This is a genomic window from Arthrobacter sp. S41 (assembly GCF_004320535.1).
GTDB lineage: Bacteria > Actinomycetota > Actinomycetes > Actinomycetales > Micrococcaceae > Glutamicibacter.
This window is the reverse complement of record NZ_SIHY01000001.1, coordinates 1,201,624-1,227,497: the sequence shown is the minus strand read 5'-3', so window position 1 is coordinate 1,227,497 and position 25,874 is coordinate 1,201,624. Positions and strand designations below refer to the sequence as shown.

Below are 25,874 nucleotides of genomic sequence, written 5' to 3'. Positions count from 1 at the left end.
AATTATGAGTAATTCAAGCAACAAATTAGACCTTGATGGTTTACGAGTCCTTGTCACCGCAGGCGCCGCCGGCATCGGTCTGGCAATTGCGACAGAATTCAAGAACCTCGGCGCAACCGTCTTCGTTACGGACATTAGCGCCGATGCGGTTCGCGCCGCTCAAGCTTCTGGATTTGAAGCTGCCGTGAGCGACGTATCGGACGAGAAACAAGTCCGCAGTTTGGCCACGCAGGTAAAGGATTCCCTCGGCGGACTTGATGTCTTAGTTAATAACGCCGGAATTGCCGGACCGACTGGTCCCATCGAGACGATTGACTCTCAAGGATGGACAAGCACTTTTGATGTGAATGTCCACGGACAGTTCTTCTGCATCAAGCACTTGCTGACGCTTCTACGAGAATCTGACCGAGCATCGATTATTAACCTGTCGTCTGCCGCAGGCCGTCTCGGTATGGCCGGACGCAGCCCATACTCCGCTTCAAAATGGGCTGTTATCGGCTTGACCAAAACACTGGCGATCGAGCTTGGGGCAGAAGGAATTCGCGTGAACGCTATTTGTCCAGGCGCGGTCAACGGTCCACGGATTCAGTCCGTGATCGAGGCCAAGGCAACGATGCTGCAACGCCCTGTCGACGAAGTCTCCAATCTTTACCACGCACAGTCTTCACTGAACGAGCTGGTCGAAGCATCAGACATTGCAAACATGGCGGTGTTCCTTGCTAGCCCCATGGCACTACGCATCAACGGCCAGGCCATGGCTGTAGACGGAAACACCGAGAAGCTTTACTAGAAAGGGACATCGTGAAAAACAAACGCAAAGTAATCATCACCAGTGCTGTAACCGGGGCAATCCATACTCCCTCGATGTCCGAGCATCTGCCCGTCACCGCAGATGAAATTGCTGAGGCCGCTATTGGCGCGGCAAAGGCCGGTGCTGCAATAGTTCATATGCATGCGCGAGACCCGAAGGACGGGCGTCCATCCCAAGACCCCAAGCACTTCGAACCCATCTTAGAAAAACTGAAAAACGGCACTGACGCGGTCATCAATATTACGACTGGCGGATCTCCACATATGAGCGTTGAAGAACGCATGATTCCAGTGGCGACCTTTGAGCCGGAGCTTGCTTCACTCAATATGGGATCAATGAATTTTGGGCTCTTCCCGATGCTCGATCGGTTCAAAGAATTTGAGCATGAATGGGAACGTGAAGCCCTAGAAAAGTCACGCGATCTTGTCTTCAAGAATACTTTCGCTGACATTGAGAAGATCCTCGAAATTGGCAATGCCAACGACACGAGGTTTGAGTTCGAATGTTACGACATTTCCCACTTGAATAACCTGAGCCACTTCCACCAACGTGGATTGGCACGCGGGCCACTGTTTGTACAGTCAGTCTTTGGCCTGTTGGGCGGAATTGGCGGACACCCAGAGGACCTGATGCATATGCGTCGTACCGCGGACCGGCTCTTGGGCGATAACTACAAATGGTCGATTCTCGGTGCTGGCAAGAACCAGATGCCTCTGGCAACCATTGGTGCAGCTATGGGGTCTCACGTACGTGTTGGTCTCGAAGACTCTTTGTGGATCGGTCCGGGTCAGCTTGCCGCATCTAATGCTGAGCAAGTTACCCGAATCCGCACGATTCTCGAAGCTTTGAACTTTGAAGTTGCCAGCCCGGATGAAGCGCGCGAGATGCTTTCGTTGAAGGGCCGGGACAAGGTCGGTTTCTAGACACACATCTCGGCAAAAAATGATGGAAGTCCGCGAAGATCACGGACTTCCATCTTTCTTAGCTCCGAAAGCCTGATAAAAAGTAGCCAAATCGGTTCCAACCGCCGCGCAAATTGGCGAGGGCTGGTAGGTTTCATTTCTTCAGTTGGAAGGCTTGCTTGCCTTCTGATTCCAATAACCTTTAGAAACAGCAAGCCAAATTGCCGCGCCAAGTACGCACCCTAAAGAGTTAGCCACGACATCAGTAAGTGTGGCGAAGCGGTTGGGGAGGAACAGTAGCTGGCCTAGTTCTATCAAGCCGGAGACAACGAAGCCTGCGAGGGCTGCCGTCCAGAACCGGCGAAGTCCTACGCCTAGAATGATGCCCAGCGGAACGAAGAAGATCACGTTGGCTGAAAATTCGACGAACTCGTAGTTCACAAAAGCTGGAGCGCCGTGAGCATGCAACCAGTGCAAGGTCTGTGTTAGTTCTGGTCCTGCGGATGAATCGACGGGGACAGGCCAAAACGCGATCACCATCATTGCGAGCAAGTACAGCAATGGCAAAGCCCAGCGTCGGAGCATATGGCGGCTAAGCAAAGTTCTCAGTGGGCTCCTTGACGCTGTTCATGAATTCGGGTGTTAATGCACTACCCAAGATACTCGAAGATCAGTTTTTGGCTCCGCTGCCCGAGGTGATGAATCGACTGTTACTTAGCATCCACCATGCGGTTCAGGCGTTCTGAGAACAGCATCCCCATAGCCGCTAGCAGTAGAAGGAAGAGCGGGAAAAGCCACAGTCCCACCCAGGAGGACAAGACACCGAAGAGCGGTGGCATCAGTGTCGAACCGAGGTAGGCCGCCGCCATTTGGATTCCAATGATGGCGTGTGAATTATGGCGCCCGAAATTTGCCGGTGTGGAGTGGATGATGGCGGGGTAAATCGGTGCAGATCCCAGACCAGCGATGGCTAGCCCGACTAAAGCAACTCCATTGGCTTCCAGCGGGATGAGCAGCATAAGACCACCGAGTCCCACCATGATGAAGCCACCACGAATCAGGTTGCGGTCTCCGATTCGATCAGCAAAGAATCCAGCAAGGAAGCGTCCACCAGTGATGCCCAAAAGGAAGAACGACGCAAAGGCGGCAGCCGTTGCCGGGGCCACACCGCGGTCGCCTGCAAGGTAAGTCGTAGCCCAGAGAATCGAAGTGTTTTCCAACGCGCAGTAAGCAAAGAATGCCGCAAGGACCAGGAGGACGCCCGGAATTTTCAAAACCTGCGACAGCGGAATGTGAGAGGATCCGGCCTGAGGCGCTTCACTGCTCTCGGCACTATCTTCCACCTCAGCGCGGCTGCGCATTTTCGGGGTCATGGTGTTCACCTTGCCCCAGAGGGGGAGCATGAGCACCAGAACAATAGTGAGCACGACTTGAATAAGCGCAACAACCTTGTAAGCCCCAGACCATCCCATCCCTGAGGTCAGCGCATGACTCATGATCAACGGGCTAATCGAGGCTCCCACACCCCAAAAGCTATGGAGCCAGTTCATGTGCCGTGCCGCGTAGTGCAGGGCAATGTAATTGTTCAGGGCTGCATCCACTGCTCCTGCGCCCAATCCATACGGGATGGCCCACAGACACAACATCCAAAACGAGTCAGAGAACGTAAAGCCGAATAACGCCGTTGCGGTCATTCCAACGCTGATCGCCGTTACAACTCCGGCACCAAACTTACGGGTAAGTCGTTCCGAGGCAAGGCTAGAAAAGATGGTTCCCACGGCAATGACCATGGTGAGAATACCAGCGAAGGATTGCGGGACATCAAGTTCTCTATGCATCACTGGCCAACCGGCGCCCACCAGAGAGTCGGGAAGCCCGAGGCTGATGAAGGCGATGTAGATAATAGCCAAAAGGATTGAATACATAAGGTGTTGATATCTTTCGCTGTGCCCGCGGGATGAACGCATCGCCACTGACAGGACGACCACTCAAAGTATATGTACGAGTGTACTCAAATGTCGTGTATATTCGCTGCCATGGATCAGAGTTATTTTGAATCAGACTCCCGTAGTAACCGTGAGCGCATGCTTGCCGGAGACCTCTATATCGCGGATGACCCTGAAAACGAACGCCTTCATCGACGTGGTGTCCAGCTTGCTGATGCGTACCGTCGCGCTGATCTCGCCGCAGATCCACTTGCTCGCGAGATCCTCGTAGACCTCGTTGGCACCTTGGGCGAAGGCGCCCACGTGAACTCGCCGTTATTTGTGGACTACGGCGAGAACATACACATCGGTGCCCGAACCTTTATCAACTACAACCTCACCGCGTTGGACGTCGCCACCATCACCATCGGTGAAGACTGCCAGATTGGGCCCAACGTTCAACTGCTGACGCCCACCCATCCGATTGACCCGCAACCTCGACGCGGCAAGCTCGAAGCAGCCCAGCCAATTAGCCTTGGTGACAATGTCTGGCTAGGAGGCGGAGTGATCGTGTGCCCAGGAGTGAGTATCGGAGAAAACTCGGTGATCGGTGCTGGAGCGGTAGTCACCAAGGACATCCCGGCCAACGTAGTGGCCGTGGGTAATCCTGCACGCGTGATCCGAAGCATTGGATAATTTGATGTCCTCCCGACAGTCTTCCGCCGGTTCACGCTTAGGTCGGCGCAATGATCCTGAACGCCGTGAAAAGATCATTGACGCATGCCAGAAAGTCATTGTGGAATCCGGGGTCACCGGAACGTCACACCGAAAAGTTGCGACTCAAGCCGGTGTGCCATTGGGTGCCATGACCTACTACTTTGATGGCATGCAGGATTTGCTGCACAGCACATTTTCCCGATTTGCCACCAGCATTAGTGACGATTTTGAACGTCATATGGCAACGGCAACCGATAAGGAATCGGCGTGTGAAAGGGTCTTCGAAAGAATTCTGCAAGCTAGTAGTGGCGATGATGATGAGCTGATCTTGTCTCATGAGCTCTACACCTTGGCCACCCGCGATGCTTCGTTCCGTTCGATTACTACGCAATGGATGCAGCGCAGCCGTGTGGCTCTGGAGCTTCACTTTGACCCGCTGACAGCTCGCTTGCTTGACGCGATGATTGAGGGCCTAACCATTCACCGAGCCCTGGATTCCGAAGCACGGGAGCCGAGCGAAATCAAAACTGCCATTGCTCGCATCACGAAAGATTCGCGCGAGGGTTCACTTAGTACTTAGTAATCAATCTCAAGTGCTGCTGAAGAAGTAGTTGTCCAAGTCCTTTGGTTCTGCACCAGCAAAAGATCTTGCACGCGTAGAATTATGGGCAGACAGCACCAATCGGCGTGGGATCTCACTGACTGTGCGCGACCGCGAATAAAGGACATTACTTTGGGCCAGCCAGCCAATCTGAAGAAGCAAGCACGCGAACGAATGGAACGTACGGGGGAGAGCTATACCACCGCGCGTAAGAACATTCTTACCGGTAAGCCAGAGAGCCCAAAGGCGGCTCGTGCAGCGCAGGCTCGTGACTACGCCAAAGAAGCTCGCGATGCCAAAGCTGGAATTAAGCCCAAGGCACCAAAGCCCGCTGCGGCTCCAGCGCCACAAGATGAGTTGCCTGAATACCCGGCACCAGAAGACGTCATTCAATACGATGCCGCACTGTGGCACCGAGTCCTCGTACAGGCTGGCGTCACCAACCCAGTTACCGAAGCGCCACTGAGCCAAGCACTGCTGGCAGGCCTGGCCGGTGGTATTGGCTTTATGGTCTTCACCTTCGAATACGAAGAGACCACCACCGCCACCTTAGTGACCCGCGCCCACCCATAGCCATACACGCAGAACCTGCTGGCCCGTTGCGGTGCCAAGGTCACCGAACGCACCACCGGTTCAGCCGTGCGAGCTGTTGAATACATGGACGCTGCGCTGGATGCCGGTCGCACCGTAGCTGTACGTGTTGCTATCAACGCATTGCCTTGGATCGATGGCAATGAAGTGGATGAAGCCGAGACCATTGATCTTGTTGTTGTCGGAGATCATGAAGATGATCTGCTGGTAGATGACGGTTCAGGCGTACTGAACGTCATCAGCCAAGAAGACCTAGCTTTCGCCCGCGCCAAGCGCAAAAAGGAAAAGCACTGGCTGGCTTGGGTACCTTCATCGCGCTCGCCGAAGGCTGAAACCCTGGCAACCAACGCGCTGATTGCTATCGAAGAAACCACTTCTCGTCTTCTGGGAACCCGCGAACTTTCCGGAATTCCAGATCACTTCGCGAAGAACTTCGGCATTACCGGTATGCGTACCTTTGCTGCTCGTTTGCGCGATACCACCACCAAGACCGGCTGGAGCCAGATGTTTGCTGATCAGGAGCGTCTTGCTGGCGGCATGACCCAGCTTTCGGGCTTCCTGAGTGATACCCGTTTTGGTGGCGAAGGTGCACTGCGTGGACTGTACGCAGACTTCCTTGATGAGGCCGCGGGACTTCCCGGTCTTTCGGCTCTGGGGGAGCACAGTGCAGATTACCTGCAGCTGGCACAGCTGTGGGATGAGTTCGCTGAGCTAGTGGATCCAGAAGTTACCGTTGAAAACCGCAGTGCAATGTTCTCGCAGATGGCAGATGCCATGGAGCGTATCGCTGAGGTTGAAGAGCAGGCAGCAACTGCGCTGGCAGCTACCGCGAAGTCACTGGCTTCCCAAGCTTCATAGTCCAAAAGCTTTTTTGCTTCTAACCCTGCCTCACGGTGTATGAATACACCGTGAGGCAGGGTTTCTTGCTTACTGGCGGGTTGAAACACGTCATGACCGCTCGCACTAAGACCATGAAAAGCAAGAATTCGGCCGAGACTTGGTAACCTAGTTAGGTGAGTAACGAGATTGAGATCGGCCGCGGCAAGCGGGCGCATAAGGCATTTTCCCTGGACGACGTAGCGATCGTACCGAATCGCCGCACCCGTGATCCGAAGGACGTTTCGGTATCCTGGCAGATCGACGCTTTCCAGTTCGACACCCCAATTATGGGCGCACCTATGGACTCGGTAACTTCACCGGCCACCGCCATTGCCCTCGGCAAGCTCGGCGGCTTGGGTGTACTGAACCTTGAAGGTCTGTGGACCCGTTACGAAAACCCAGAATCTGTACTGGCAGAAATCACCGGTCTGAAGTCTGAATCCGCAACGCGCAATGATCCAAAGATCACCGCTAAGTTGCAGGAACTGTACTCGGCTCCGATTCAGCCAGAGCTGATCACTACGCGCATCTCCGAGATCCGTGACTCCGGCGTAGTTGTCGCTGGCTCATTGACCCCACAGCGCACCCAAGAACACTACAAGACCGTAGTGGCTGCCGGCGTGGACATCTTTGTCATCCGTGGCACCACCGTGTCGGCCGAGCACGTCTCGAAGACCACCGAACCACTGAACCTCAAGCAGTTCATCTATGAACTCGACGTCCCAGTGATCGTTGGCGGCGCAGCTGGCTACACCCCAGCTATGCACCTGATGCGTACCGGCGCTGCCGGTGTCCTCGTAGGTTTTGGTGGCGGCGCGTCCTCCACCACCCGTCGTACCCTGGGCATTCACGCACCAATGGCTACCGCTATTGCCGATGTTGCTTCAGCTCGCCGTGACTACATCGAAGAGTCCGGTGGACGCTACGTACACGTCATTGCCGATGGTGGCATGGGCAACTCCGGTGACATCGTCAAGGCCATCGCTATGGGCGCCGACGCAGTGATGCTCGGTACCGCTTTGGCTCGTGCCGAAGAAGCACCAGGCGCCGGTTACCACTGGGGCATGGAAGCAGTGCACGAGGCCAGCCCACGTGGCGACCGTGCAAAGATCGGTACCGTCGGTTCCCTTGAAAAGGTTCTGTACGGTCCATCGCATGAAACCGATGGCACCTCCAACTTGGTTGGTGCGCTGCGTCGTTCGATGGCCACCACCGGCTACTCGACCTTGAAGGAATTCCAGCGTGTAGACGTGGTACTTTCGCCATATGAGTCTGACCGCTACTAAGACACATCACTTGGGTTGCTTCGGCCGCCGAGGGAACAACTGAACAGCCACTACTTTGATCATTCTTGATCAATGTAGTGGCTGTTTTTTCGCAAATTGAACCCGCAGAACCAAACGGATGGGTGCAAGGGTCTATTTGTTCAACTCTGGCCTAGGTCGACAGGCTGTTTATTTGCTGACTGTGAGCAGTACTGAGGTACCTGCATTCTTCACTCAGGAGAGGAGAGTTCGCAGCAATGCATTCCATCGAACCCTTTTCTATTGTTCACGTAGTGGGCATTGTCATCAGCAAACACACGGATAGCGGGATTGCACTTTAGAAAATTCAGAGAAGTCCTCGATGTAACGGGTTATCTAGGCTGTGGGTGGTTGTCAGGTGAAGCCCAAATTTTCGAAACCGGTTCTTGAGGTTCGGTATCAGCGACCTGCGCGATCAGGCCTCAAATCCTGACCGCAGAGCTGCTGTCCTCGTCGGCTCAATACACCGGCCAACCAATCCATGTACAGGGATCTTGATTCAAGGTCAGTGTTCTTGAAAGTACAGCTCTATCCATGAATTCAAATGTCGGTCTTTTCGAAGATAACATTTAAGGATAAAGTTTCTCCCTCGTTAGAAGTATGAGATGCTTTCAAATAGTTGAACGATAACTTTTTTGGTTCATTGTATCGCTCTGAACCAATCGCGATACTAATTTCGCTCGCACTTTTCGCCTGGAATCTTCGTCAGGCATTCTTTGGGGGATCAATGTCTCAAATTGGAAATGAGTCTTCCATTAAAAGACTCAAGTCAACCGGCGCTTGTGCCATAGCAGTCGCACTGACCGCCTCGCTGTTCGCAGGCGCATCACCATCGCTGGCTGCTTCGGGGACGGCAGCCACGGGTGCTTCGGTAGCTGCCGTTGTATTTTCGGTTTCGGATACTTCGGCTCCGGTGTTGGTTACTTCTTCGGTTTCGCCGTTGAATCACAACTTGGCTGATGGACCTGCCGAGATCACTATCCGAGCTACTGTTACGGATGCGACGGAAGCTAATGCTCCGGTTGTGAGCGTTTCGCATGATTCCGGTCAAAGCTATGGCTTTGGCGAAATGACCCTCGTGTCAGGTACCGCAAAGAACGGCGTTTGGGAACGTAAGGTTTCGATTCCTGAGGGTTCTGCACCTGGTGCTTGGGAAGTGTCGTTGTACCCATTGAATGATTCGTTGGGTAACAGAGGCAGCGGTTTTAGAACTTTGGGAACCGTGAACATCGAATCTTCGGTTTCGGATACTTCGGCTCCGGTGTTGGTTACTTCTTCGGTTTCGCCGTTGAATCACAACTTGGCTGATGGACCTGCCGAGATCACTATCCGAGCTACTGTTACGGATGCGACGGAAGCTAATGCTCCGGTTGTGAGCGTTTCGCATGATTCCGGTCAAAGCTATGGCTTTGGCGAAATGACCCTCGTGTCAGGTACCGCAAAGAACGGCGTTTGGGAACGTAAGGTTTCGATTCCTGAGGGTTCTGCACCTGGTGCTTGGGAAGTGTCGTTGTACCCATTGAATGATTCGTTGGGTAACAGAGGCAGCGGTTTTAGAACTTTGGGAACTGTGAATTTGTCCGACCAGGTGGAACCGAAGGACCTAGTTGCCCCTGTTCCGACGATTTCTGGTACTGCTGCGGTGGGTTCGAGTTTGTCTGCGAATGCCGGTGCATGGACCCCTTCGGGCGTATCACTGAAGTATCAGTGGAACCGTAATGGTGAGTCGATTCAGGGTGCGACTGGTGTTTCGTATCAGTTGGTTTCTGCTGATGCTGGTCAGAAGATTTCGGTGACGGTCACTGGTTCCAAGTCCGGTTTTGAGTCGGTTTCGAAGACGAGTGATTCGAAGTCGGTGGCGTTGCAGAGTTTGTCGTCGACTCCTGTTCCGAAGATTTCTGGTACTGCTGCGGTGGGTTCGAGTTTGTCTGCGAATGCCGGTGCATGGACCCCTTCGGGCGTATCACTGAAGTATCAGTGGAACCGTAATGGTGAGTCGATTCAGGGTGCGACTGGTGTTTCGTATCAGTTGGTTTCTGCTGATGCTGGTCAGAAGATTTCGGTGACGGTCACTGGTTCCAAGTCCGGTTTTGAGTCGGTTTCGAAGACGAGTGATTCGAAGTCGGTGGCGTTGCAGAGTTTGTCGTCGACTCCTGTTCCGAAGATTACCGGAACTGGGAAAGTCGGTAAGACTTTGAAGGTTTCTGCTGGTAAGTGGTCGCCTTCGGGCGTATCGCTGAAGTATCAGTGGAAGCGTAACGGCGATTCGATCAAGGGCGCAACGAAGTCAACTTACAAGCTGGCTAAGTCTGATGCCGGGCGGAAGATTTCGGTGACGGTCACCGGTTCGAAGTCGGGTTATAAGTCGGTTTCGAAAACGAGTGATTCGAAGTCGGTGGCGTTGCAGAGTTTGTCGTCGACTCCTGTTCCGAAGATTTCCGGAACTGGGAAAGTCGGTAAGACTTTGAAGGTTTCTGCTGGTAAGTGGTCGCCTTCGGGCGTATCGCTGAAGTATCAGTGGAAGCGTAACGGCGATTCGATCAAGGGCGCAACGAAGTCAACTTACAAGCTGGCTAAGTCTGATGCCGGGCGGAAGATTTCGGTGACGGTCACCGGTTCGAAGTCGGGTTATAAGTCGGTTTCGAAAACGAGTACATCGAAGAAAATCAAGAAGTAGGCGAACACCAAAGATAGATAGCAGCGATTCACCAAGCGCCTGCTAGACATGTGGAGGCCCGTTCAGTGTCCGACCAATTCAGACATTGAACGGGCCTTCTATGCATGTGTAAGAGTCGTGCACGAATTGAGCGCATTGAGCTTGGAATTCGTTCACTTTTCTATCGACTTTTTCATCGAGCTTTATGGGCTGAGGCTGGCAAATCAGCATCTTGCGAATCAGCGGGAAGTCGTAGTTTGCCCCAAAATAATTACTTGCTCTTTCGTTTTTGAGCTTGTCTCAGAGCGACTATTGCCCAGACGACTGCGAGCACGATGAAAGCAAGGCCTCGCCATTGACCGTCGGTTGTCAACTGCCAGATGCCGATAAGCAAAAGAAGCGCGGACACTACCCAAGCGATGACTGGTGAAACAAGAGTCTTGTTCATCCAATGCCCTCCTCGCCACAGCTCCAGAGAGCTACGAAACCATCTAATACGGTAATCCTAGAGGACCGTCAACCACGACTCTGGATTTGGTCACTTCAAATCCGCTCGCGCTTTCTTGCGATCACGAGTTTACTGCGCCGCGGTGAGCATGAAGTCCGAACATTTGGATTCGGTTACTTGACTCGTTGCGCCTCAACTGGCTTGTGAAGCAGTGTCCAGTTGTGCGCCGCATGCCTGGCCCGAAAACGTTAACTGTTGCCAGCGCGGAGCTTAGTTCGAGGTACGCTCACGTATTTCTGAGCGTTGGATCCCTTGGCACAATTGAATCCACAGCTGGTCAATATGGAAGCTCGAATTCCAAGAATGGAGACATGCAGGTCTGGGAAGGCACCTTCTAAATAATTGCTAGGCGTCAGCGCCAGCCACGACAGCTTTGTGCTGCATGTTCCTTAACGAACGACGTGCCTGATTCGTTCCAATGAACGAAAACTACGGTTTCTGGGCGAATCTCACCCCCACTTATTTCGAGTTCTACGGCAAATAGAAGTACGGTTAAGGGGTGTTTAAAACCGCTCTGAAACTCAAGTGGATCGGCGCCCTCATTGCTGCGCTGGCCATCGCTACCGGATTTGTTGCCCTCTCGGGGTGGCAGTTCGGCTCCTCAGAGAGCGAACCGCTGGTCAAGGTTGATAAGACCGAGAATCCAGTTCAACTGACAAAACACACGGATATTGGAATTGAACTGCTTGGCACCAAAGCTGACCAGATCGTAAAATTCACCGGCGAATTTGTTCCCGGCACAGATCAGCTCATTGATGACCGCATTGAAGACGGCAAAAAAGGTGTCTGGGTCATCACCGAGTTCAAAGTTGATGGCGCCAAACAAGACGCTGGCATCGCAGTGGTGCGCGGCTGGCAGCCAGAGGCCACCGCACCGTCAGCGGCACCTAAGGGTGAACTGGAAGTCACCGGTCGACTGTTGCCTAACGAGGGTCCAGAGAACGAGCATGACCTACGCAGCAAGACCCTGCCGTCCATCACCTCAGCGCAGTTAGCCAACACATGGGATTCGGTGCTGTATAACGGTTTCATCTCCGGGCACAAGATCACCACGGTTAAAGGCGAAAGTGTTGATCAGCCAGGCATCGACATGATCTATGTTGGACCTCAGCCGCAGGAAGCTCAGGTTAACTGGCTCAACGTCTTCTACGGAATTGAATGGGTTGTCTTTGCAGGCTTCGCCATCTTCCTCTGGTACCGCATGGTTCGTGATGACTACCAGCGCGACTTGGACGAGATCGCTGAACGCGCGGCGGACGCTCGCGACAACGGCACCAGCAGCAACTAAACAAACACAAACTTTTTTCTGATTCGGAAGGAATCATCAGCCATGTCCAGCACCAGCCCAGCACCGAAGCCCCGGAAGTTCGGCGGCACCCCAGCGCAGATTCGCAGCGCCGCCAAGTTCTATAAGGTCTTCGCCTACATCACCGGTGTGATGCTGTTGCTGCTCGTGGTCGAGATGATCTTCAAGTACTTCTGGTCCCTGGAACTCTTTGTTGGTGGCAGTTTGGCTGATGGCACCGCCAACTCGGTGGGTCTGTTCAACCGAGCAGAAGTCACTGGGGGAGTGAACCTGTCCTTGGGTATCTTGATTGCCCATGGTTGGCTGTACGTGGTCTACCTCTTTGCTGACTTCCGTCTCTGGTCACTGATGCGCTGGCCATTTATGCGCTTCATTACCATCGCACTCGGTGGCGTAGTTCCGTTCCTGTCCTTCATCACCGAGGCCAAGGTACACGCTGAAGTGGATCGTGAACTGGCAGCTCATCCAAAGGCTGCTAAGCGGTACTAGAGCCGAGCTAGATTATTTATCAACGGGCGAACCAGATCATCTGGTTCGCCCGTTGTTTTATTGTGGGTTTTATTGTGTGACGCCCTAGGTGACGCTGATGACAGTGCTCGTGCTGTTTCGCGCGCGGGGAACCGCGTAGACTGTAACGGTGACTACTGCTCCCCTCAATCCAGAACATAAGCCGGTTCTGGTCGTCGACTACGGGGCCCAATACGCGCAGCTTATCGCTCGCCGCGTACGTGAGGCCCGTGTGTACTCGGAGATCGTTCCGCACACCCTTTCTACTGAAGCCATTTTGGCCAAGAACCCTGCAGCGATCATCCTTTCCGGTGGTCCCTCCAGCGTTTACGCCGATGGTGCCCCCTCTGTAGGGGCCGACCTGTTTGAAGCCGGCGTACCGGTCTTGGGCATTTGTTATGGCTTCCAGGCCATGGCCAACGCTCTGGGCGGAACCGTGGCGGAAACCGGCCTGCGTGAGTACGGCCGTACCCCCACCAACTTTGAGGGCGAAGCACGCTCCATCCTGGCAGGCGCCGCACAGGCCCCTACCGTATGGATGAGCCACGGTGACGCTGTCTCGGTAGCTCCAGAAGGCTTCGAAGTACTGGCCACCACCGCCGGTGCACCAGTTGCCGCTTTCGCCAACGAGGCCAAGCGCCTCTACGGTGTGCAGTGGCACCCAGAAGTTAAGCACTGCGAGTTCGGCCAAGATGTACTGGAAAACTTCCTGTACAACGGTGCCGGCCTGGCAGGGGACTGGACCGCGGATAACATCGCTGAAGAGCAGATCGAGCGCATCCGTGCTCAGGTCGGCACCGGCAAGGCCATCTGTGGTCTGTCCGGCGGCGTAGACTCCGCAGTTGCCGCAGCCCTGGTACAGCGTGCCATTGGTGACCAGCTCACCTGTGTATTCGTCAACCACGGTCTGTTGCGCGAAGGCGAAGCCGAGCAGGTGGAGAAGGACTTTGTTGCTTCCACCGGCGCCAAGCTGTACATCGCTGATGAGCGCGAACGCTTCTTGACCGCTTTGGAAGGTGTCTCTGATCCAGAGACCAAGCGCAAGATCATCGGCCGCGAATTCATCCGTGCCTTCGAAGCAGCTGAAGCAGCGATCATCGCTGAAGCAGCTTCCGAAGGTGAGCCGGTGAAGTTCCTGGTTCAGGGCACCCTGTACCCGGACATCGTGGAATCCGGTGGCGGCGAAGGTACCTCCAACATCAAGAGCCACCACAACGTGGGCGGCTTGCCAGAGGACCTGCAGTTTGAACTCGTTGAACCACTGCGCACCCTGTTCAAGGATGAAGTACGCGCCGTGGGCCGCGAGCTCGGCTTGCCAGAGGAAATTGTTGGCCGTCAGCCATTCCCTGGCCCAGGCTTGGGTATCCGCATCATTGGTTCGGTGAATGAAGAACGCCTGTCCATCCTGCGCAAGGCCGACGCGATTGCTCGCGCCGAACTGACCGCTGCAGGCTTGGACAACGAAGTATGGCAGATGCCAGTAGTACTGCTTGCCGATGTTCGCTCGGTAGGCGTACAGGGCGATCACCGTACCTACGGTCACCCAATCGTGCTGCGTCCGGTTTCCTCTGAGGATGCCATGACCGCCGACTGGTCGCACCTGCCTTATGATCTGCTCTCGAAGATCTCCAACCGCATCACCAATGAGGTCGATGGGGTTAACCGAGTGGTGCTGGACGTCACGTCCAAGCCACCTGGAACCATCGAGTGGGAGTAATCCTTAAGCACTGCTAATCCACACAAAATCACTGTTGTGGATCGGAAGCGGAACCTGCAAACAGGCGTGTAACCCCGAAAGGGCGTTGCTCACTAGTTTCGGTTCCGCTTCACGCAGTTAAAACGTGTTTCGCACCCCTGATCTGGGCGCTTGGTGCACTACGTTAGAAAGAGGCGTATTTGCACCGCAGTGCGCCCGAAAATGGTCGGTTCAGTGAAGGGAATGACTGTCGTGGCTAGTGGACAGAATGCTACCTCCGAGCGGGTAGCAACCTGGGTAAAATCCCTAGGACAAAGTGCTGGTGCGGATACCACCTTGCGGTTTGCTCCGTCGACGTCCAACAGCATCGATATCACCCACGCCAACCCCTCGGGGCTGGCGCAATTTCTTGCCGGACGGCGCACGCGCCTGTCCACCCTGCTGCATGATGCAGAACAGTACGCCACCGCACGCCGTACCGCGCGCGCCCTGGCCGCTAAGATCAATGAGCTATGGGAAGAGCGCGGCATCGATGTCGGCTACCTAGCCGCCGGTGTTGCCAACTGGCGCGCAGTCCACGACGGTAAGAGCGAACCAGTATCGGCGCCAATTATGCTCGGCCGCATCACGCTGACTAAGCACGTAGACGCTGATGACTATGACCTGCAGCTGGTGGGTCGCGCCACCGTTTCCCCTGCCTTTGTCCGTCAGTTTGAAGCTGACCACGAAGCCCGGGTAGATATCGACGCCGTTGATGCTGCTGCGTACTCCATCGCTCGTTTTGATCCAGCTCGTGGCATGGATGCACTGCGCCAGCAGATGTCTGAGGTTCCTGGCGTTGTTGTAGGCCACCGCCTGTTGCTCTCCACCTTCTCTGAACTGATGGACCCAGCTGATCCAGCAAAGCTTTCGGGCTCACACCCGGTCATCGAAGCACTGATCCGTTATGACGAATCCGAAAAGCAAGCTAAGAGCGCGTCGGATAACAAGACAGCTGAAGCTCTAGCCAAACTTGTTGCTGCCAAGCCAAACGTTGCTGGCACCATCAACAAGTCTGACACCGACAAGACTGCTGGCGACAGTGCTGCCGCTTCCACGCCGACTACTGCTGACGAGTCCAAGACTGAAGAAGCTGGCAACGGTGAAAAGTCCGGCTCCCGCTTTGGCCGAGTGCGCAATATCCTCAAGGACAGCACCCGCTCACGCAAGCAGCCAAGCTCAACCGAGGAAACCTCGGCCCGCAAGGTGCACACCGGCCACACCACGCTGGCCAAGTCTTCAGATGATCGTGATCCAGAAGATGAGTTGTACTTGCTGGACGCTGATGAGTCCCAAGCAAAAATGCTTGACTACATTTCCGCCGGAGAATCGGTAGCAATTAACGCTGCCGCCGGTACCGGTGCCACCCAGACCGCACTGAACGCTGCCGCACTATTGGCGGCTCAGGGCAAGCGAGTTCTGGTTGTTGCCGAACAGCGCTCCGCCGCCGAAGAATTTGTTCAGCTGTTTAATCAGAAGCTGGATGCCGGAAGCCTTTTGCTGGAACCTAATGAGGATCCAGATTCCCTGCGCACCTTGCTGACCAAGGCTATTTTGCGCAATGAGCAGGCTACCGAACCGCAGCTGGGCACGATGTTCAAGCGTCTGCGCGATTCCCGCCACACCTTGCACGAACACGTGAAGTCGTTGCATTCGGTGCGTAGCCGTTGGGGTTGCTCGCCATACCAGGCGATGCAGGAGCTGGCTCGACTAGCTGCTCTAGAACCTGCGCCTTCCACCACGGTGCGCCTGAAGCGTTCGGTGCTTGATTCCATGGGTCAGCGCGGCCACGTAGCTGCACAGCTTAAGCGTGCGGCACAGCTGGGCGCCTACTCCAAGGAACACACCACCAGCCCATGGCACGGTGCTCCACTGCGCAACGCTGAAGCCACAGAGCAGGCTTTGTCCCTGGCCAGCGGTTTGGGACGCGACCTGCCGATCCTTCATGAGCACATGGAGAAGATTGCTCAGCAGTCACAGATCCGTCTGGAAGACAGCTACGACAAGTGGGGCGACCAGCTGCAGTTGCTGGTGGCCGTACGTGGTTCGCTAGATAAGTTTGAATCAGACATTTTTGAAGGCGACATTGATGATTTGATCGCGGCTACCGCGACCAGCTCATGGCGTCGTGAGCACGGCGTGGAAATGGGCTCCATTGTCCGTTCCCGTCTGCGCAAGATTGCCAAGGAATACGTTCGTCCGGGCATGCACATCGCTGATCTGCAGTCCGCCTTGCAGGCAGTTTCTGTCCAGCGTGATGCATGGCGCGCCATCGCCACCAGCCAGCGCAACCCACAGGTCCCAGGTGGACTGTTGGACGTTGAAGCTGGCTACCACGACGCTGGTGCACGCATCGATAAGCTTGCGACCATGCTGCCTTCTTCCGTTGGATCGCGCCTGCGCGAAATGCCGATTGCCGAGTTGCTGGATCTTATTGCAGCATTGGTTGACCGCCGCGAAGACTTGGGCGAACTGCCAGAACGCACGTTGATCTCCGAACAGCTCACCGAAGCTGGTCTAGGTGATCTGCTGGATGACTTCGCCGAACGTGAAATCGATACGGACGCCGTAGACAGCGAACTGGAACTTGCCTGGTGGCAGTCCGTGCTGGATGCCATGATTTCCGGGGATGACTTCCTGGCCATGAACGATGGCTCCAAGCTGGAAAAGATCGAGGCAGATTACCGTCTGGCTGACGGTGCACATATTGCTTCCGGACCAGATCGTATTCGTTGGGCTCTGTCGCGTAACTGGAAGGCTGCCCTAGCTGACCACCGTGCCGGTTCCCGCGCACTGCGAAATATGCTCAAGGACGGAACCCCAACTATCGCTGGGCTGTTCCGACTCGGTGCTCCTCTTGCTAGCTCGTTGACTCCGGTCATCGTTTCGGCTCCACTGCTGCTAGGTAGCGCACTGCCAGAAAACGCAGAATTTGATGCAGTCATCCTGCTCGAAGCCAACTACCTGTCCTTGCGTGAAGTACTTGACGCCGTTCGCCGTTCCGGTCAGGTCATTGCCATTGGCGATGAAATGCTCGGTGCCCCGAAGCGCTTTGAAGTTTCCGTGGATCCAACCGCCCGCGTTGTTGAGCACAAGCAGGACGTCTCTGCACTCTCGGCATTGAACAAGGTTTTGGTTTCAGGCTCGTTGTCCACCGTTTACCGCGGGATCGACGAAGGTCTGGTGGAGCAGCTGTCCACGACCTACTACGACTCAACAATTTCACGTCTGCCAATGGCCGTGAACATCAGTGGTAATTCGCCACTGTTGCGTAGTGAGTATGTTCCGGACGCTACCGGCTCGCTGGTCAACAGCGAAGACGGTGTCCAGACCACGGCAGCTGAAGTGGCCCGCATTGTTGACTTGGTCTTTGAGCACTTCAAGAACCAGGGTGAAGAATCCTTGGCTGTTATTGCCTCAAACCGAAGCCATGCAGCAGCTATCGCTGAAGCAATTCGAGTGCAGCTACCAAACCACAAGTACGCAATGGATTACTTGCGTTCAAAGCAGGAACCATTCGTGGTGACCACCATGGATCGTTTGATCGGCTTGCGCCGTGACGCGGTAATCTTCGCTTGGGGTTACGGCCGTACCACCCACGGTAAGATCCTGCACGAATTTGGTGCACTCTCACGCGAAGGTGGAGAACAGCTCTTTGTTGCTGCGATGACTCGTTCGCGCAGCCGCATGACCTTGGTTTCCAGCTTGCTGCCCAACGACGTTGACCTGAACCGCGTGTACCGCGGCGCTCGTCAGTTCTTTGAACTGTTCGGTCGGGTACAGGCCGGGGACTCGGGCGTAAGCGCCATGCGTAACCCACGCTTTGATCCGCTGGTTTCTGACTTGGCTCGTCGTTTACGTGAACGCGGTGCGATTGTTGCCGAGGACTACCGCGGTGTCCTTGACCTTTCAGCTCACGTTTTTGACGCGGCAGAAAGCGGCATCCGTCCGCTTGCTGTGGTCTATGACGGCACCGAGCACTACGCGGAACTCACTGTTCGTGAGCGTAGCCGCTTGCGCCCAGAATTCTTCGAGAAGCACGGTTGGCGTTATGTCCCACTGTGGACCATCGACGTCTTCACCGATCCAGGATCAGTCACCGAACGTCTGGCTACCTACCTGCAGCTCAAGGCTCCTACGACTCCTGCAGTAGCCAAGGAATCTAGCTCGCGCAGTTCACTGACTGCCGCTCGTCCGGTCTCTGCCCGTGAGGTAACCACCGACGAAGCGCCGAAGGAAAAGAGCGGGCTGCTTAAGTCCGCTAAGTCCAAGTTGGAACCGAAGGCTGAAGCTAAGGTCGAGGCCAAGAGCGAAGACAAGAGTGAGAACAAGGCACAGGAAACTGATGCTAAGTCGCCAGCTGAGCAGGTGGCACCAGAAGCCGAGCCAACCACTCCGGCACCGGTTCCAGCCAGCGAGACTGCCGAACAGGTGGAGTCCAAGAAGTAATGACTTCTGAGCAAGAACCAACGCGCGGTCGCCGTAAGCGACCGCGCGTTGTCGCACCATCACAACATCTTGAACAGCGTGTTCAGCTCACCGGAAGTTACACACCGGTGCCGCGCTCAGCGTCCGTTGACCGTGCTCTAGCTACGGGTCAATCCGCTGACGGAACTTCCTCGCCAGCAACTTCGAATCGGTCCAAGCGCACCACCGATCCATTGGCAGATCTAGTTGCCAAAGATCAGGACCCGCGTAGCTGGGGAGATTCCAAAGAAGATCTTGCTGAACTCATGAAGCGCGAAAAGCCACCACACTGGGGCTAAACCTTAGCTAGTTGACTAAGACCGCTGAGACCTTGCCACGAGAGACCGCTCCGGAAAGATCATCAGAAAGACTGCTGGCGGCAGCGACCACAATAATTCCTTCGCCCGTTGCACTGGCGCCGTTGAGCATGCCAAATTCTGAACTTGTTGCACTTTGCGGAACCCAAAGAACGGGTACAGCTTTGGCTATGGTCCGTGACTGAATTTCCTGGTCAAAGCCATCCCCGGTAGTCAGTACAATGTCCACCATCTGACCGGGATGAAGCAACGAAACTGTCGCCGGATCACTGAGTCGTAAAGGTACCGCCACTGTGCCCTCGATGGACCCAGCAAGAAGCTGAGGCCCAACCAACGCATACTTGCGCACCACCGTTCCGGCATCCAAACCCACAGCGGCTCGCTGGCCAACTAATCGGTCAGCAGACTCGAAGACTTCGCTATCTTGTGGGTCTAATCGTGCTGTTTGCACTGTGAGCTGATTGGCCGAAATTTCACTGCCGGCAGCGATGTCGCTGGACACAACAACAACTTCACGTTGAGAGAGCTGTCCTGAAGAAAAGACATTGAGTGTGCCGGCCAACGCCAAGAGTGCAAACCCGATGGCTAAAGGTTTGCGGTAGCGACGCAAGAGTTCGCTACGAGTGCGCACCGGGCGGACTTTTGGTTTAGGTATGACCGGAGGACGTGGCGCCGTGACAGTTCTGGAGAAGTAACTCATACCCCAATGCAAGCGTGGAGTCTTTGATACCCAGATGCATTGGAAACGAACTGTGCGTAAATCTGTAATCCAGACCTGTTGCCTTTACGGGATCTGATGCACCTGCGTAGGAGTGAAAACTAGATCCACCGGCTGATCATGCTCAGCTACAGGGAAGGCATCTTCGTCAACAAATTCGCTGTCGTAAACCACAGCAGCCACACGCACCGGTGAATCCTCGATCAACGGCAGGAACCGGTCGTAGTAACCACCGCCCTGGCCAAGGCGACGTCCTTGAGCGTCAATGGCCAATGCCGGAATGATGATGGTGTTGATGTCATCAAAGATGTCATTGGCAAAGCGTGGCCCCACCGGTTCCAGAACAGGTGCTTGAGCGCTAGGTAGGAACTCGATGCCCGGGGAGTATGCAGCCCAAGATAACGCGAAGTCTGGTTCACAAATGGGCAGATAAACTTCAATGCCCTCATTGACCAAGGCATCTAATAAGACTGAAGTGTCCGGCTCACCGGGGGAGGAGCAGTAAGCTGCGACCTTTCGAACGATGCCGGTGCTCTGCGTGAGATAGCCGAGGACCGTAGCTGCCAACTGCTTGCCATGATCCTCCCGGGTCGCAGGATCCAAAGCTTGTCGAGCGGCCCGAATTTTGGTGCGGACAGCTTTCTTCTCTACGTCTCGGTTCTTCGAAGCATCGGCAGTCATATTTACAGCTTACGCAAAACGCAATGAATTGGAACCGGCCCGCAACGGTGCACGCCAAGTGAGCATTCGGGTATTACGATGTGCTCATGTTCTTCTCTCCTCGGGCCTCACGTCTGGTTCCTGAATTGACCTCGGACCGACTGCTGTTGCGCCAGCTGACTTTGCGCGACGAGAGAGAGTGGCTTAACTTGCGTTACACCAACTCGCGATGGCTCAAACCGTGGGACCCCACCAGTCCCTTGGGTGTGCCAGAACCCATGACCTATACGCAGATGATTCGCGCTAAGGACGAAGCTGCACGTGACGGCAGCGGCTATTCCTGGGCCATCGCTCTGCCGCAGCTTCGTCAATCACGGCCTCCGCTGATCGGTCAGGTCTCGCTTTCTTCAGTTCAGTACGGTGCGGCGCGCAGTGGGTCTATCGGTTATTGGATCGATGGCAGTCACGCGGGTTTCGGTCTGATGCCTGAAGCCTGCGCTTTGGTGATTGATCATTGTTTTCAGGATTTGGATCTGCATCGTCTGGAAATCAACATTCGCCCGGAGAACGCGGCAAGCCTTCGGGTGGTGGAAAAGCTGGGGTTTAGGGATGAAGGTCTGCGCCGGGCGTTCCTGCATATCAATGGTGCGTGGGCGGATCATCGTACCTTTGCGTTGAACCGTGAAGAGCTTTCCACCACGATGCTCGAACGCATCTACGAACGATGAAGCACAATTAGCATCACTACGCGCAGAGGTCTTCACTCAAGCGACGATTCGTGGTGAAAACTTATAGACACACCGACATATGTGCGTGTCACCGTAGGAAAGGTTGCATAGGGTTGAGATGAAAGAGTCATATTCGACTCTATGAGATTTGACCGACTCAATCGGTGATGGAGGACCCACATGGCTGGCACGTCCCAGAGCGCTTCGCAGAAAGATGCTGCGTCCCAACTCAAGATACGTGTGCGCTATGGCCGGTTGTCCGTTGCACTGATCGGTGTCTTGGCAATTTTGGCAACAGTTCTCGGAGTCATCTTGGCTCCGTTCACTTCTCTCTCCTTTGGCACTGTAGGAATTTTCGCGCTGCTCGCAGTCGCTTCCTTCGCTACCTTGCGAATGCTCGCTGTACGCGACCGCAACCGCAAGCTGCTTGATCACCTTGAAGCAACCCGCCAGAAGGCCCTGCAGACCCCGGCCTTTGAAGACGCTGCCAACAAGGTCATCGCACGCAAGCACGATGGTGAAGAAGTCTTTGACGCTCGTCCAGGCTCAGCACTTCGTGCACCGGCCATCACCGCTGATGAACTTCGCGCCGAAGCTTTACGCGTAGCTCACGGTCACGGTGGCGTGAAGCAGCCAGATACTTGGGTTCCAACCCGCGTGCCAAAGCCAACCTACGTTGAAGCAAGCGAACGCATCGCTCAGGCTGCGAAGACAGCTAATGAAGCACCTGCGGTACGTACTCAGAAGGCTCCACTTCCTGCCGAACAGCCATTACGCCCAAGCAAGCAGATCAGCCTCAAGGCTTCGGAAGATGCCAAGCGTTTGGCTACCGAGGTTTCCGCAGAAGACCGTGCGGCAGTTACTTCGGTAGCTACCAAGCGTGCTGAGACTACTAAGGAAGCTGCACCAAAGGAGCCTGAAGCTCCAGTAGCGGAAACCGTTGCTCCAGTGACCGGCACCTTGCCAGCCTCTGACCTTTCGGTTTCCAGCACCAAGCCTCGTCTGAACTTAGACGCAGTAATGCAGCGCCGCCGCGCATAAAACTTTTGAGCAAAAAACAAGCTGTGATCCTCACCGAATATCGGTGAGGATCACAGCTTTTTTTAATACGTTTTTGAGCTGGTCTTAACTAGTGCATCATGTCTTCTGTAGGCAGCGGACCCTGGTTGCCACGGTGATGCGCAAAGACCAAAGTGGTCTCGGTGTGCCCAACGGATTCATCGGTTGCCAAGTTATCTAGCACCCAGTCGCGCAATGCGTCCGTGGAACCTACAGCGATGTGTAGGAGATAGTCGGTGCCACCGGAAACGTGGAACATGGAGAGAACTTCTGGAAGGCGGGGGATCCGCTCCACAAAGGTATCGATTTTCTCGCGGTCATGGGCACGTAGTTTGACCGAGATCAATGCCTGAACGGTTCGGCCTACGGTCCCGAGTGCCACTTCGGCGTGATAGCCGGTGAGGATTCCACGTTCCACTAACGAACGGGTGCGCAGAAGCGCAGTCGACGGCGCGATGCCTGCGCGCTGGGCTAACGTGGCGTTGGAGATACGTGCGTTAGCGACCAGTTCGTCGATGATGATTCGATCAATTTCATCTAGATCGACGTTTGAAGAATGCTCTGAGTGCGGGGCCATAAGAATATTTCATCACATCCTCACGGCTTCAGTGGGATATTTGGCAAATAAACTGCCTTATGCCCTGAGCGGTAGGGCAAATAATCGCTGAACAAACCGATATATTGGGGATATGACACGTCGTTCTGAGCACACCGGTGAATCCTTCGATACCAGACTGGCAGCATACTGCTTGGTGGAAAACGAAGGAAAGATACTGCTGACACTCTGGGACATGCGCCACCGAGATCCAAAATTTACACCCCGCTGGTCACTGCCCGGTGGAGGCATTGATCTAGGCGAACCAATTATCGAAGGTGCCAAGCGCGAAGTTTATGAAGAGACCGGCTACGCGGTAGGGGAGCTGGAATTGCTGGATGTGACCACGGGTGTCATTCCAGGGGCAAAGCGTTACTCCGGTGAAGGTTACCCAATGCAAACTGTTGCAGTGGTCTATAAAGCCAAACTCACCGGTGGAGAGCTCCGCCATGAAGTTAACGGTTCCACCAGTCAGGCTGCTTGGTTTACCCGCGAAGAAATTCAGAAGTTGAATTGCATTGAGCGTGTAGAAAGCATCTTGCGACTGACCGCAACTGGTAAGTAACCGCTGATCTAAAAGTCTCTGCCATAGAATCTATAGGGATATGAACTTGCGAAAATCCTCTCGTCTCGGTGTCCTCTGCCTAGCCCTGCTATTGCCACTTGCCGCGTGCACTGCCAATGAGCAGACTTCCACCAACGAGTCCAGCAAGAACGTGACCTTGAAGATTGCTCGCGGTGATCGGCCAGTTGAGCAAGCACTGGCAGAGGTTTACAAAAACGCTCTGGAAGCTAAGGGTTATACCGCTCAGATCAACAAGTCCGGCGATGATCCCTTTAAACAGGTTCAAGACGGCCAAGCTGATGTGGCGATAGACCAAGCCACAACTGCGCTCTTCCTATCTAAAGATTCTGCTGGCGTCACTGGCGACGACGGCGTTCTGTCTGTTGACGATTTGAAGAAGCTGCGCTCAGAAATCAACGATGCTGATCATCAGATCACAGCACTAGATATGAGCCCGGCAGACGCGGGCAAAGAATTAGTCATGAGTGAGGCAGAAGCGGACACCCATGAGGTTGATTCGCTGTCCTCGCTGGCTAAAGCCTGCAGCAAGCTCACCGTGATCACCGATGCATCGGATACGAGCAACCTTGCCGCAGCACTGAAGACCGAGGGGTGCCAGGCGCCTAAGATCTCTGTCGTTGACTCCTCGGACATCGATACTCAGTTGCGCGCCTCGGTGGATCGAGCGGTCGCGGTCAGTGCCGGCAACGCCATCATTTCTGATGAAGGTTTTAAGAGCATTTCAGATAGCGCCAAGTTGTTTAACGCAGAGCCCTACCTGTTGCTTGCTGGCGCCAACGTGGATGACAAAGCGCAAGACGAACTGAACAAGGTAACCGCAGAAGTCTCACAGCAGACCCTGGTGGACCTGAACCGAATGGTCAACGAACCTGGGGCGATGGCGCCCAAGGAAGCGGCGACCCGCTGGGAATGGATTATCGAGTAGCAGGCTCACACTGCTCTTGGTATTCGACCCTTTAGGATTTCGGCCGCTTCCGACGGCGGTCGAGTAACAAGGTGTGTTTCACACACCTGACATGAGAAAGTGTAATCATGGCAGAATTCAAGCAATCGACGAAACTGCACAATGTCCTGTACGACATCCGTGGGCCGCTACTAGAGCATGCCCAGCGAATGGAGTCCGAGGGACACCGCATCCTGAAGCTGAACATCGGCAATCCCGCGCCGTTCGGCTTTGAAGCGCCTGACGCGGTGCTTGTCGACATGATTCGCAACTTGCCAAACGCCCAAGGTTATTCAGACTCTCGTGGCATCCTCTCGGCACGTACTGCCGTTTCGCAGTACTACCAGACCCGCGGCATCCAGACCATTGGTGTGGATGACATCTACCTGGGTAACGGTGTCTCCGAGCTGATCACGCTCTCGCTCAACGCGCTATTAAACAATGGCGACGAGATCCTGATTCCTGCTCCGGACTACCCACTGTGGACCGCTTCGGTTTCGCTGGCTGGTGGCACCCCGGTGCACTACCTGAATACCGAAGAGGAGGGCTGGCTTCCTGACCTAGAGGACATGGAAGCTAAGATCACCGATCGCACCAAGGGCATCGTGATCATCAACCCGAACAACCCCACCGGTGCCGTCTACCCGAAGGAAACCCTAGAGGGAATCTTGGAGCTGGCCCGTAAACACAACTTGATTGTGTTCTCGGACGAGATCTACGAAAAGATCCTTTACGATGACGCCGTGCACATCAACACTGCTGCGCTGGCTGATGACGTGCTGATCTTGACCTTCTCGGGTCTGTCCAAGGCGTACCGTGTGTGCGGTTTCCGCTCTGGCTGGATGGCCATCTCCGGTCCTAAGCATCAGGCCAAGGACTACGTTGAAGGCATTAATCTGCTGACCAACATGCGTCTGTGCGCTAACGTGCCCGGGCAACACGCAATCCAGACTGCACTGGGTGGCTATCAGTCCATTGATGACTTGATCCTGCCCGGAGGGCGTCTGCTGGAACAGCGCGATGCAGCCTACAACCTGCTGACCGCAATTCCGGGTGTGAGTGTTCAAAAGGCCAAGGGTTCGCTGTACATGTTCCCCAAGCTGGATCCAGAAGTGTACCCAATGCATGATGATGAAGTTTTTGCCCTTGAGCTGCTCAAGGCTCAGAAGATTCTGATCACGCAGGGCACCGCCTTCAACTGGGTCCGTCCGGATCACTTCCGTCTGGTGACCCTGCCTAACGTGCGAGACCTGACCGACGCTGTAGGACGTATTGGACAGTTCCTTGAAGACTGGCGCGCGCGAGCCTAGTCTCTGATCGCTAAGCACTGAGCTCTTACACCTTCACCGAACCATCAAC

24 protein-coding genes are annotated in these 25,874 nt (G+C 54.9%); 18 read left to right on the top strand and 6 right to left on the bottom strand.

Going from position 1 to position 25,874, the window contains the following annotated elements; all coding sequences use genetic code 11:
* The first annotated feature begins 4 nt into the window (after positions 1–4).
* Both EYR88_RS05660 and EYR88_RS05655 read left to right on the top strand, forming a co-directional pair.
* Positions 5–790: an SDR family oxidoreductase gene (locus tag EYR88_RS05660; protein WP_131088716.1), complete on the top strand. Its 786-nt coding sequence runs from the start codon at positions 5–7 to the stop codon at positions 788–790.
* An 11-nt stretch (positions 791–801) separates the two neighbouring features.
* Entirely contained in the window at positions 802–1,734 is a 933-nt protein-coding gene (locus tag EYR88_RS05655) for a 3-keto-5-aminohexanoate cleavage protein (protein WP_207306465.1), read from the top strand.
* Between the two features lie 141 nt (positions 1,735–1,875).
* On the opposite strand, the gene EYR88_RS05650 is transcribed toward EYR88_RS05655, so the two are convergent.
* Complete coding sequence (locus tag EYR88_RS05650) at positions 1,876–2,313, bottom strand: VanZ family protein (RefSeq protein WP_131088714.1); 438 nt, start codon at positions 2,311–2,313, stop codon at positions 1,876–1,878.
* A 110-nt stretch (positions 2,314–2,423) separates the two neighbouring features.
* The gene (locus EYR88_RS05645) at positions 2,424–3,638 is read right to left on the bottom strand and encodes an MFS transporter (RefSeq protein ID WP_131088713.1); all 1,215 of its coding nucleotides are present in this window, start codon (positions 3,636–3,638) and stop codon (positions 2,424–2,426) included.
* A gap of 111 nt (positions 3,639–3,749) precedes the next feature.
* On the opposite strand from EYR88_RS05645, the gene EYR88_RS05640 reads away from it, so the two are divergent.
* From EYR88_RS05640 to EYR88_RS05620, 6 genes are all read left to right on the top strand, one after another.
* A complete protein-coding gene (locus EYR88_RS05640; protein ID WP_131088712.1) occupies positions 3,750–4,334 on the top strand; it encodes a sugar O-acetyltransferase in 585 nt (194 codons plus the stop codon).
* Positions 4,335–4,338: 4 nt separating this feature from the next.
* Complete coding sequence (locus EYR88_RS05635; protein WP_131088711.1) at positions 4,339–4,935, top strand: TetR family transcriptional regulator; 597 nt, start codon at positions 4,339–4,341, stop codon at positions 4,933–4,935.
* Between the two features lie 153 nt (positions 4,936–5,088).
* Positions 5,089–5,529, top strand: coding sequence for a hypothetical protein (locus tag EYR88_RS16225; RefSeq protein WP_242632463.1), 441 nt, complete (start codon positions 5,089–5,091; stop codon positions 5,527–5,529).
* Positions 5,530–5,595: 66 nt separating this feature from the next.
* A complete protein-coding gene (locus EYR88_RS16220) occupies positions 5,596–6,405 on the top strand; it encodes a DUF4872 domain-containing protein (RefSeq protein WP_242632462.1) in 810 nt (269 codons plus the stop codon).
* A gap of 155 nt (positions 6,406–6,560) precedes the next feature.
* The gene (locus EYR88_RS05625) at positions 6,561–7,712 is read left to right on the top strand and encodes a GuaB3 family IMP dehydrogenase-related protein (RefSeq protein ID WP_131088710.1); all 1,152 of its coding nucleotides are present in this window, start codon (positions 6,561–6,563) and stop codon (positions 7,710–7,712) included.
* Positions 7,713–8,457: 745 nt separating this feature from the next.
* The gene (locus EYR88_RS05620) at positions 8,458–10,407 is read left to right on the top strand and encodes a hypothetical protein (protein WP_131088709.1); all 1,950 of its coding nucleotides are present in this window, start codon (positions 8,458–8,460) and stop codon (positions 10,405–10,407) included.
* 250 nt (positions 10,408–10,657) lie between these two features.
* Here the strand turns inward: EYR88_RS05620 and EYR88_RS15995 are convergent, their stop codons facing one another.
* Positions 10,658–10,834, bottom strand: a complete 177-nt coding sequence (locus tag EYR88_RS15995; RefSeq protein WP_165477286.1) for a hypothetical protein — start codon at positions 10,832–10,834, stop codon at positions 10,658–10,660.
* 559 nt (positions 10,835–11,393) lie between these two features.
* On the opposite strand from EYR88_RS15995, the gene EYR88_RS05615 reads away from it, so the two are divergent.
* From EYR88_RS05615 to EYR88_RS05595, 5 genes are all read left to right on the top strand, one after another.
* Positions 11,394–12,182 carry an SURF1 family cytochrome oxidase biogenesis protein gene (locus EYR88_RS05615; RefSeq protein WP_131088708.1) on the top strand — a complete coding sequence of 263 codons (789 nt, stop codon included), beginning with the start codon at positions 11,394–11,396 and terminating at the stop codon, positions 12,180–12,182.
* Between the two features lie 42 nt (positions 12,183–12,224).
* The gene (locus EYR88_RS05610) at positions 12,225–12,689 is read left to right on the top strand and encodes a DUF3817 domain-containing protein (RefSeq protein WP_131088707.1); all 465 of its coding nucleotides are present in this window, start codon (positions 12,225–12,227) and stop codon (positions 12,687–12,689) included.
* Between the two features lie 148 nt (positions 12,690–12,837).
* Positions 12,838–14,424: a glutamine-hydrolyzing GMP synthase gene (gene guaA / locus EYR88_RS05605; protein ID WP_131088706.1), complete on the top strand. Its 1,587-nt coding sequence runs from the start codon at positions 12,838–12,840 to the stop codon at positions 14,422–14,424.
* Between the two features lie 222 nt (positions 14,425–14,646).
* Positions 14,647–18,891, top strand: coding sequence for a DUF4011 domain-containing protein (locus EYR88_RS05600; protein ID WP_242632541.1), 4,245 nt, complete (start codon positions 14,647–14,649; stop codon positions 18,889–18,891).
* Complete coding sequence (locus EYR88_RS05595; protein ID WP_131088705.1) at positions 18,891–19,208, top strand: hypothetical protein; 318 nt, start codon at positions 18,891–18,893, stop codon at positions 19,206–19,208. The genes EYR88_RS05600 and EYR88_RS05595 overlap by 1 nt, the downstream gene beginning before the upstream one ends.
* 7 nt (positions 19,209–19,215) lie before the next feature.
* Here the strand turns inward: EYR88_RS05595 and EYR88_RS05590 are convergent, their stop codons facing one another.
* Positions 19,216–19,857, bottom strand: a complete 642-nt coding sequence (locus tag EYR88_RS05590) for an RcpC/CpaB family pilus assembly protein (RefSeq protein WP_165477285.1) — start codon at positions 19,855–19,857, stop codon at positions 19,216–19,218.
* A 153-nt stretch (positions 19,858–20,010) separates the two neighbouring features.
* Positions 20,011–20,625 carry a 5-formyltetrahydrofolate cyclo-ligase gene (locus EYR88_RS05585; protein ID WP_131088703.1) on the bottom strand — a complete coding sequence of 205 codons (615 nt, stop codon included), beginning with the start codon at positions 20,623–20,625 and terminating at the stop codon, positions 20,011–20,013.
* 86 nt (positions 20,626–20,711) lie between these two features.
* Here EYR88_RS05585 and EYR88_RS05580 point away from each other — a divergent pair, with 86 nt between their 5' ends.
* Together EYR88_RS05580 and EYR88_RS05575 are read left to right on the top strand one after the other, a co-directional pair.
* On the top strand, positions 20,712–21,332 hold the full coding sequence (locus EYR88_RS05580) for a GNAT family protein (protein WP_131088702.1): 621 nt from the start codon (positions 20,712–20,714) through the stop codon (positions 21,330–21,332).
* A 180-nt stretch (positions 21,333–21,512) separates the two neighbouring features.
* Positions 21,513–22,373, top strand: a complete 861-nt coding sequence (locus EYR88_RS05575) for a hypothetical protein (RefSeq protein ID WP_131088701.1) — start codon at positions 21,513–21,515, stop codon at positions 22,371–22,373.
* Positions 22,374–22,461: 88 nt separating this feature from the next.
* Here the strand turns inward: EYR88_RS05575 and EYR88_RS05570 are convergent, their stop codons facing one another.
* Positions 22,462–22,968, bottom strand: a complete 507-nt coding sequence (locus EYR88_RS05570; protein ID WP_131088700.1) for an Lrp/AsnC family transcriptional regulator — start codon at positions 22,966–22,968, stop codon at positions 22,462–22,464.
* 112 nt (positions 22,969–23,080) lie between these two features.
* Here EYR88_RS05570 and EYR88_RS05565 point away from each other — a divergent pair, with 112 nt between their 5' ends.
* From EYR88_RS05565 to EYR88_RS05555, 3 genes are all read left to right on the top strand, one after another.
* Complete coding sequence (locus EYR88_RS05565; RefSeq protein ID WP_131088699.1) at positions 23,081–23,551, top strand: NUDIX hydrolase; 471 nt, start codon at positions 23,081–23,083, stop codon at positions 23,549–23,551.
* Positions 23,552–23,591: 40 nt separating this feature from the next.
* Positions 23,592–24,497 carry a glycine betaine ABC transporter substrate-binding protein gene (locus tag EYR88_RS05560; RefSeq protein ID WP_131088698.1) on the top strand — a complete coding sequence of 302 codons (906 nt, stop codon included), beginning with the start codon at positions 23,592–23,594 and terminating at the stop codon, positions 24,495–24,497.
* Between the two features lie 107 nt (positions 24,498–24,604).
* Positions 24,605–25,825, top strand: coding sequence for a pyridoxal phosphate-dependent aminotransferase (locus EYR88_RS05555; protein ID WP_131088697.1), 1,221 nt, complete (start codon positions 24,605–24,607; stop codon positions 25,823–25,825).
* The last annotated feature ends 49 nt before the right edge of the window (positions 25,826–25,874 follow it).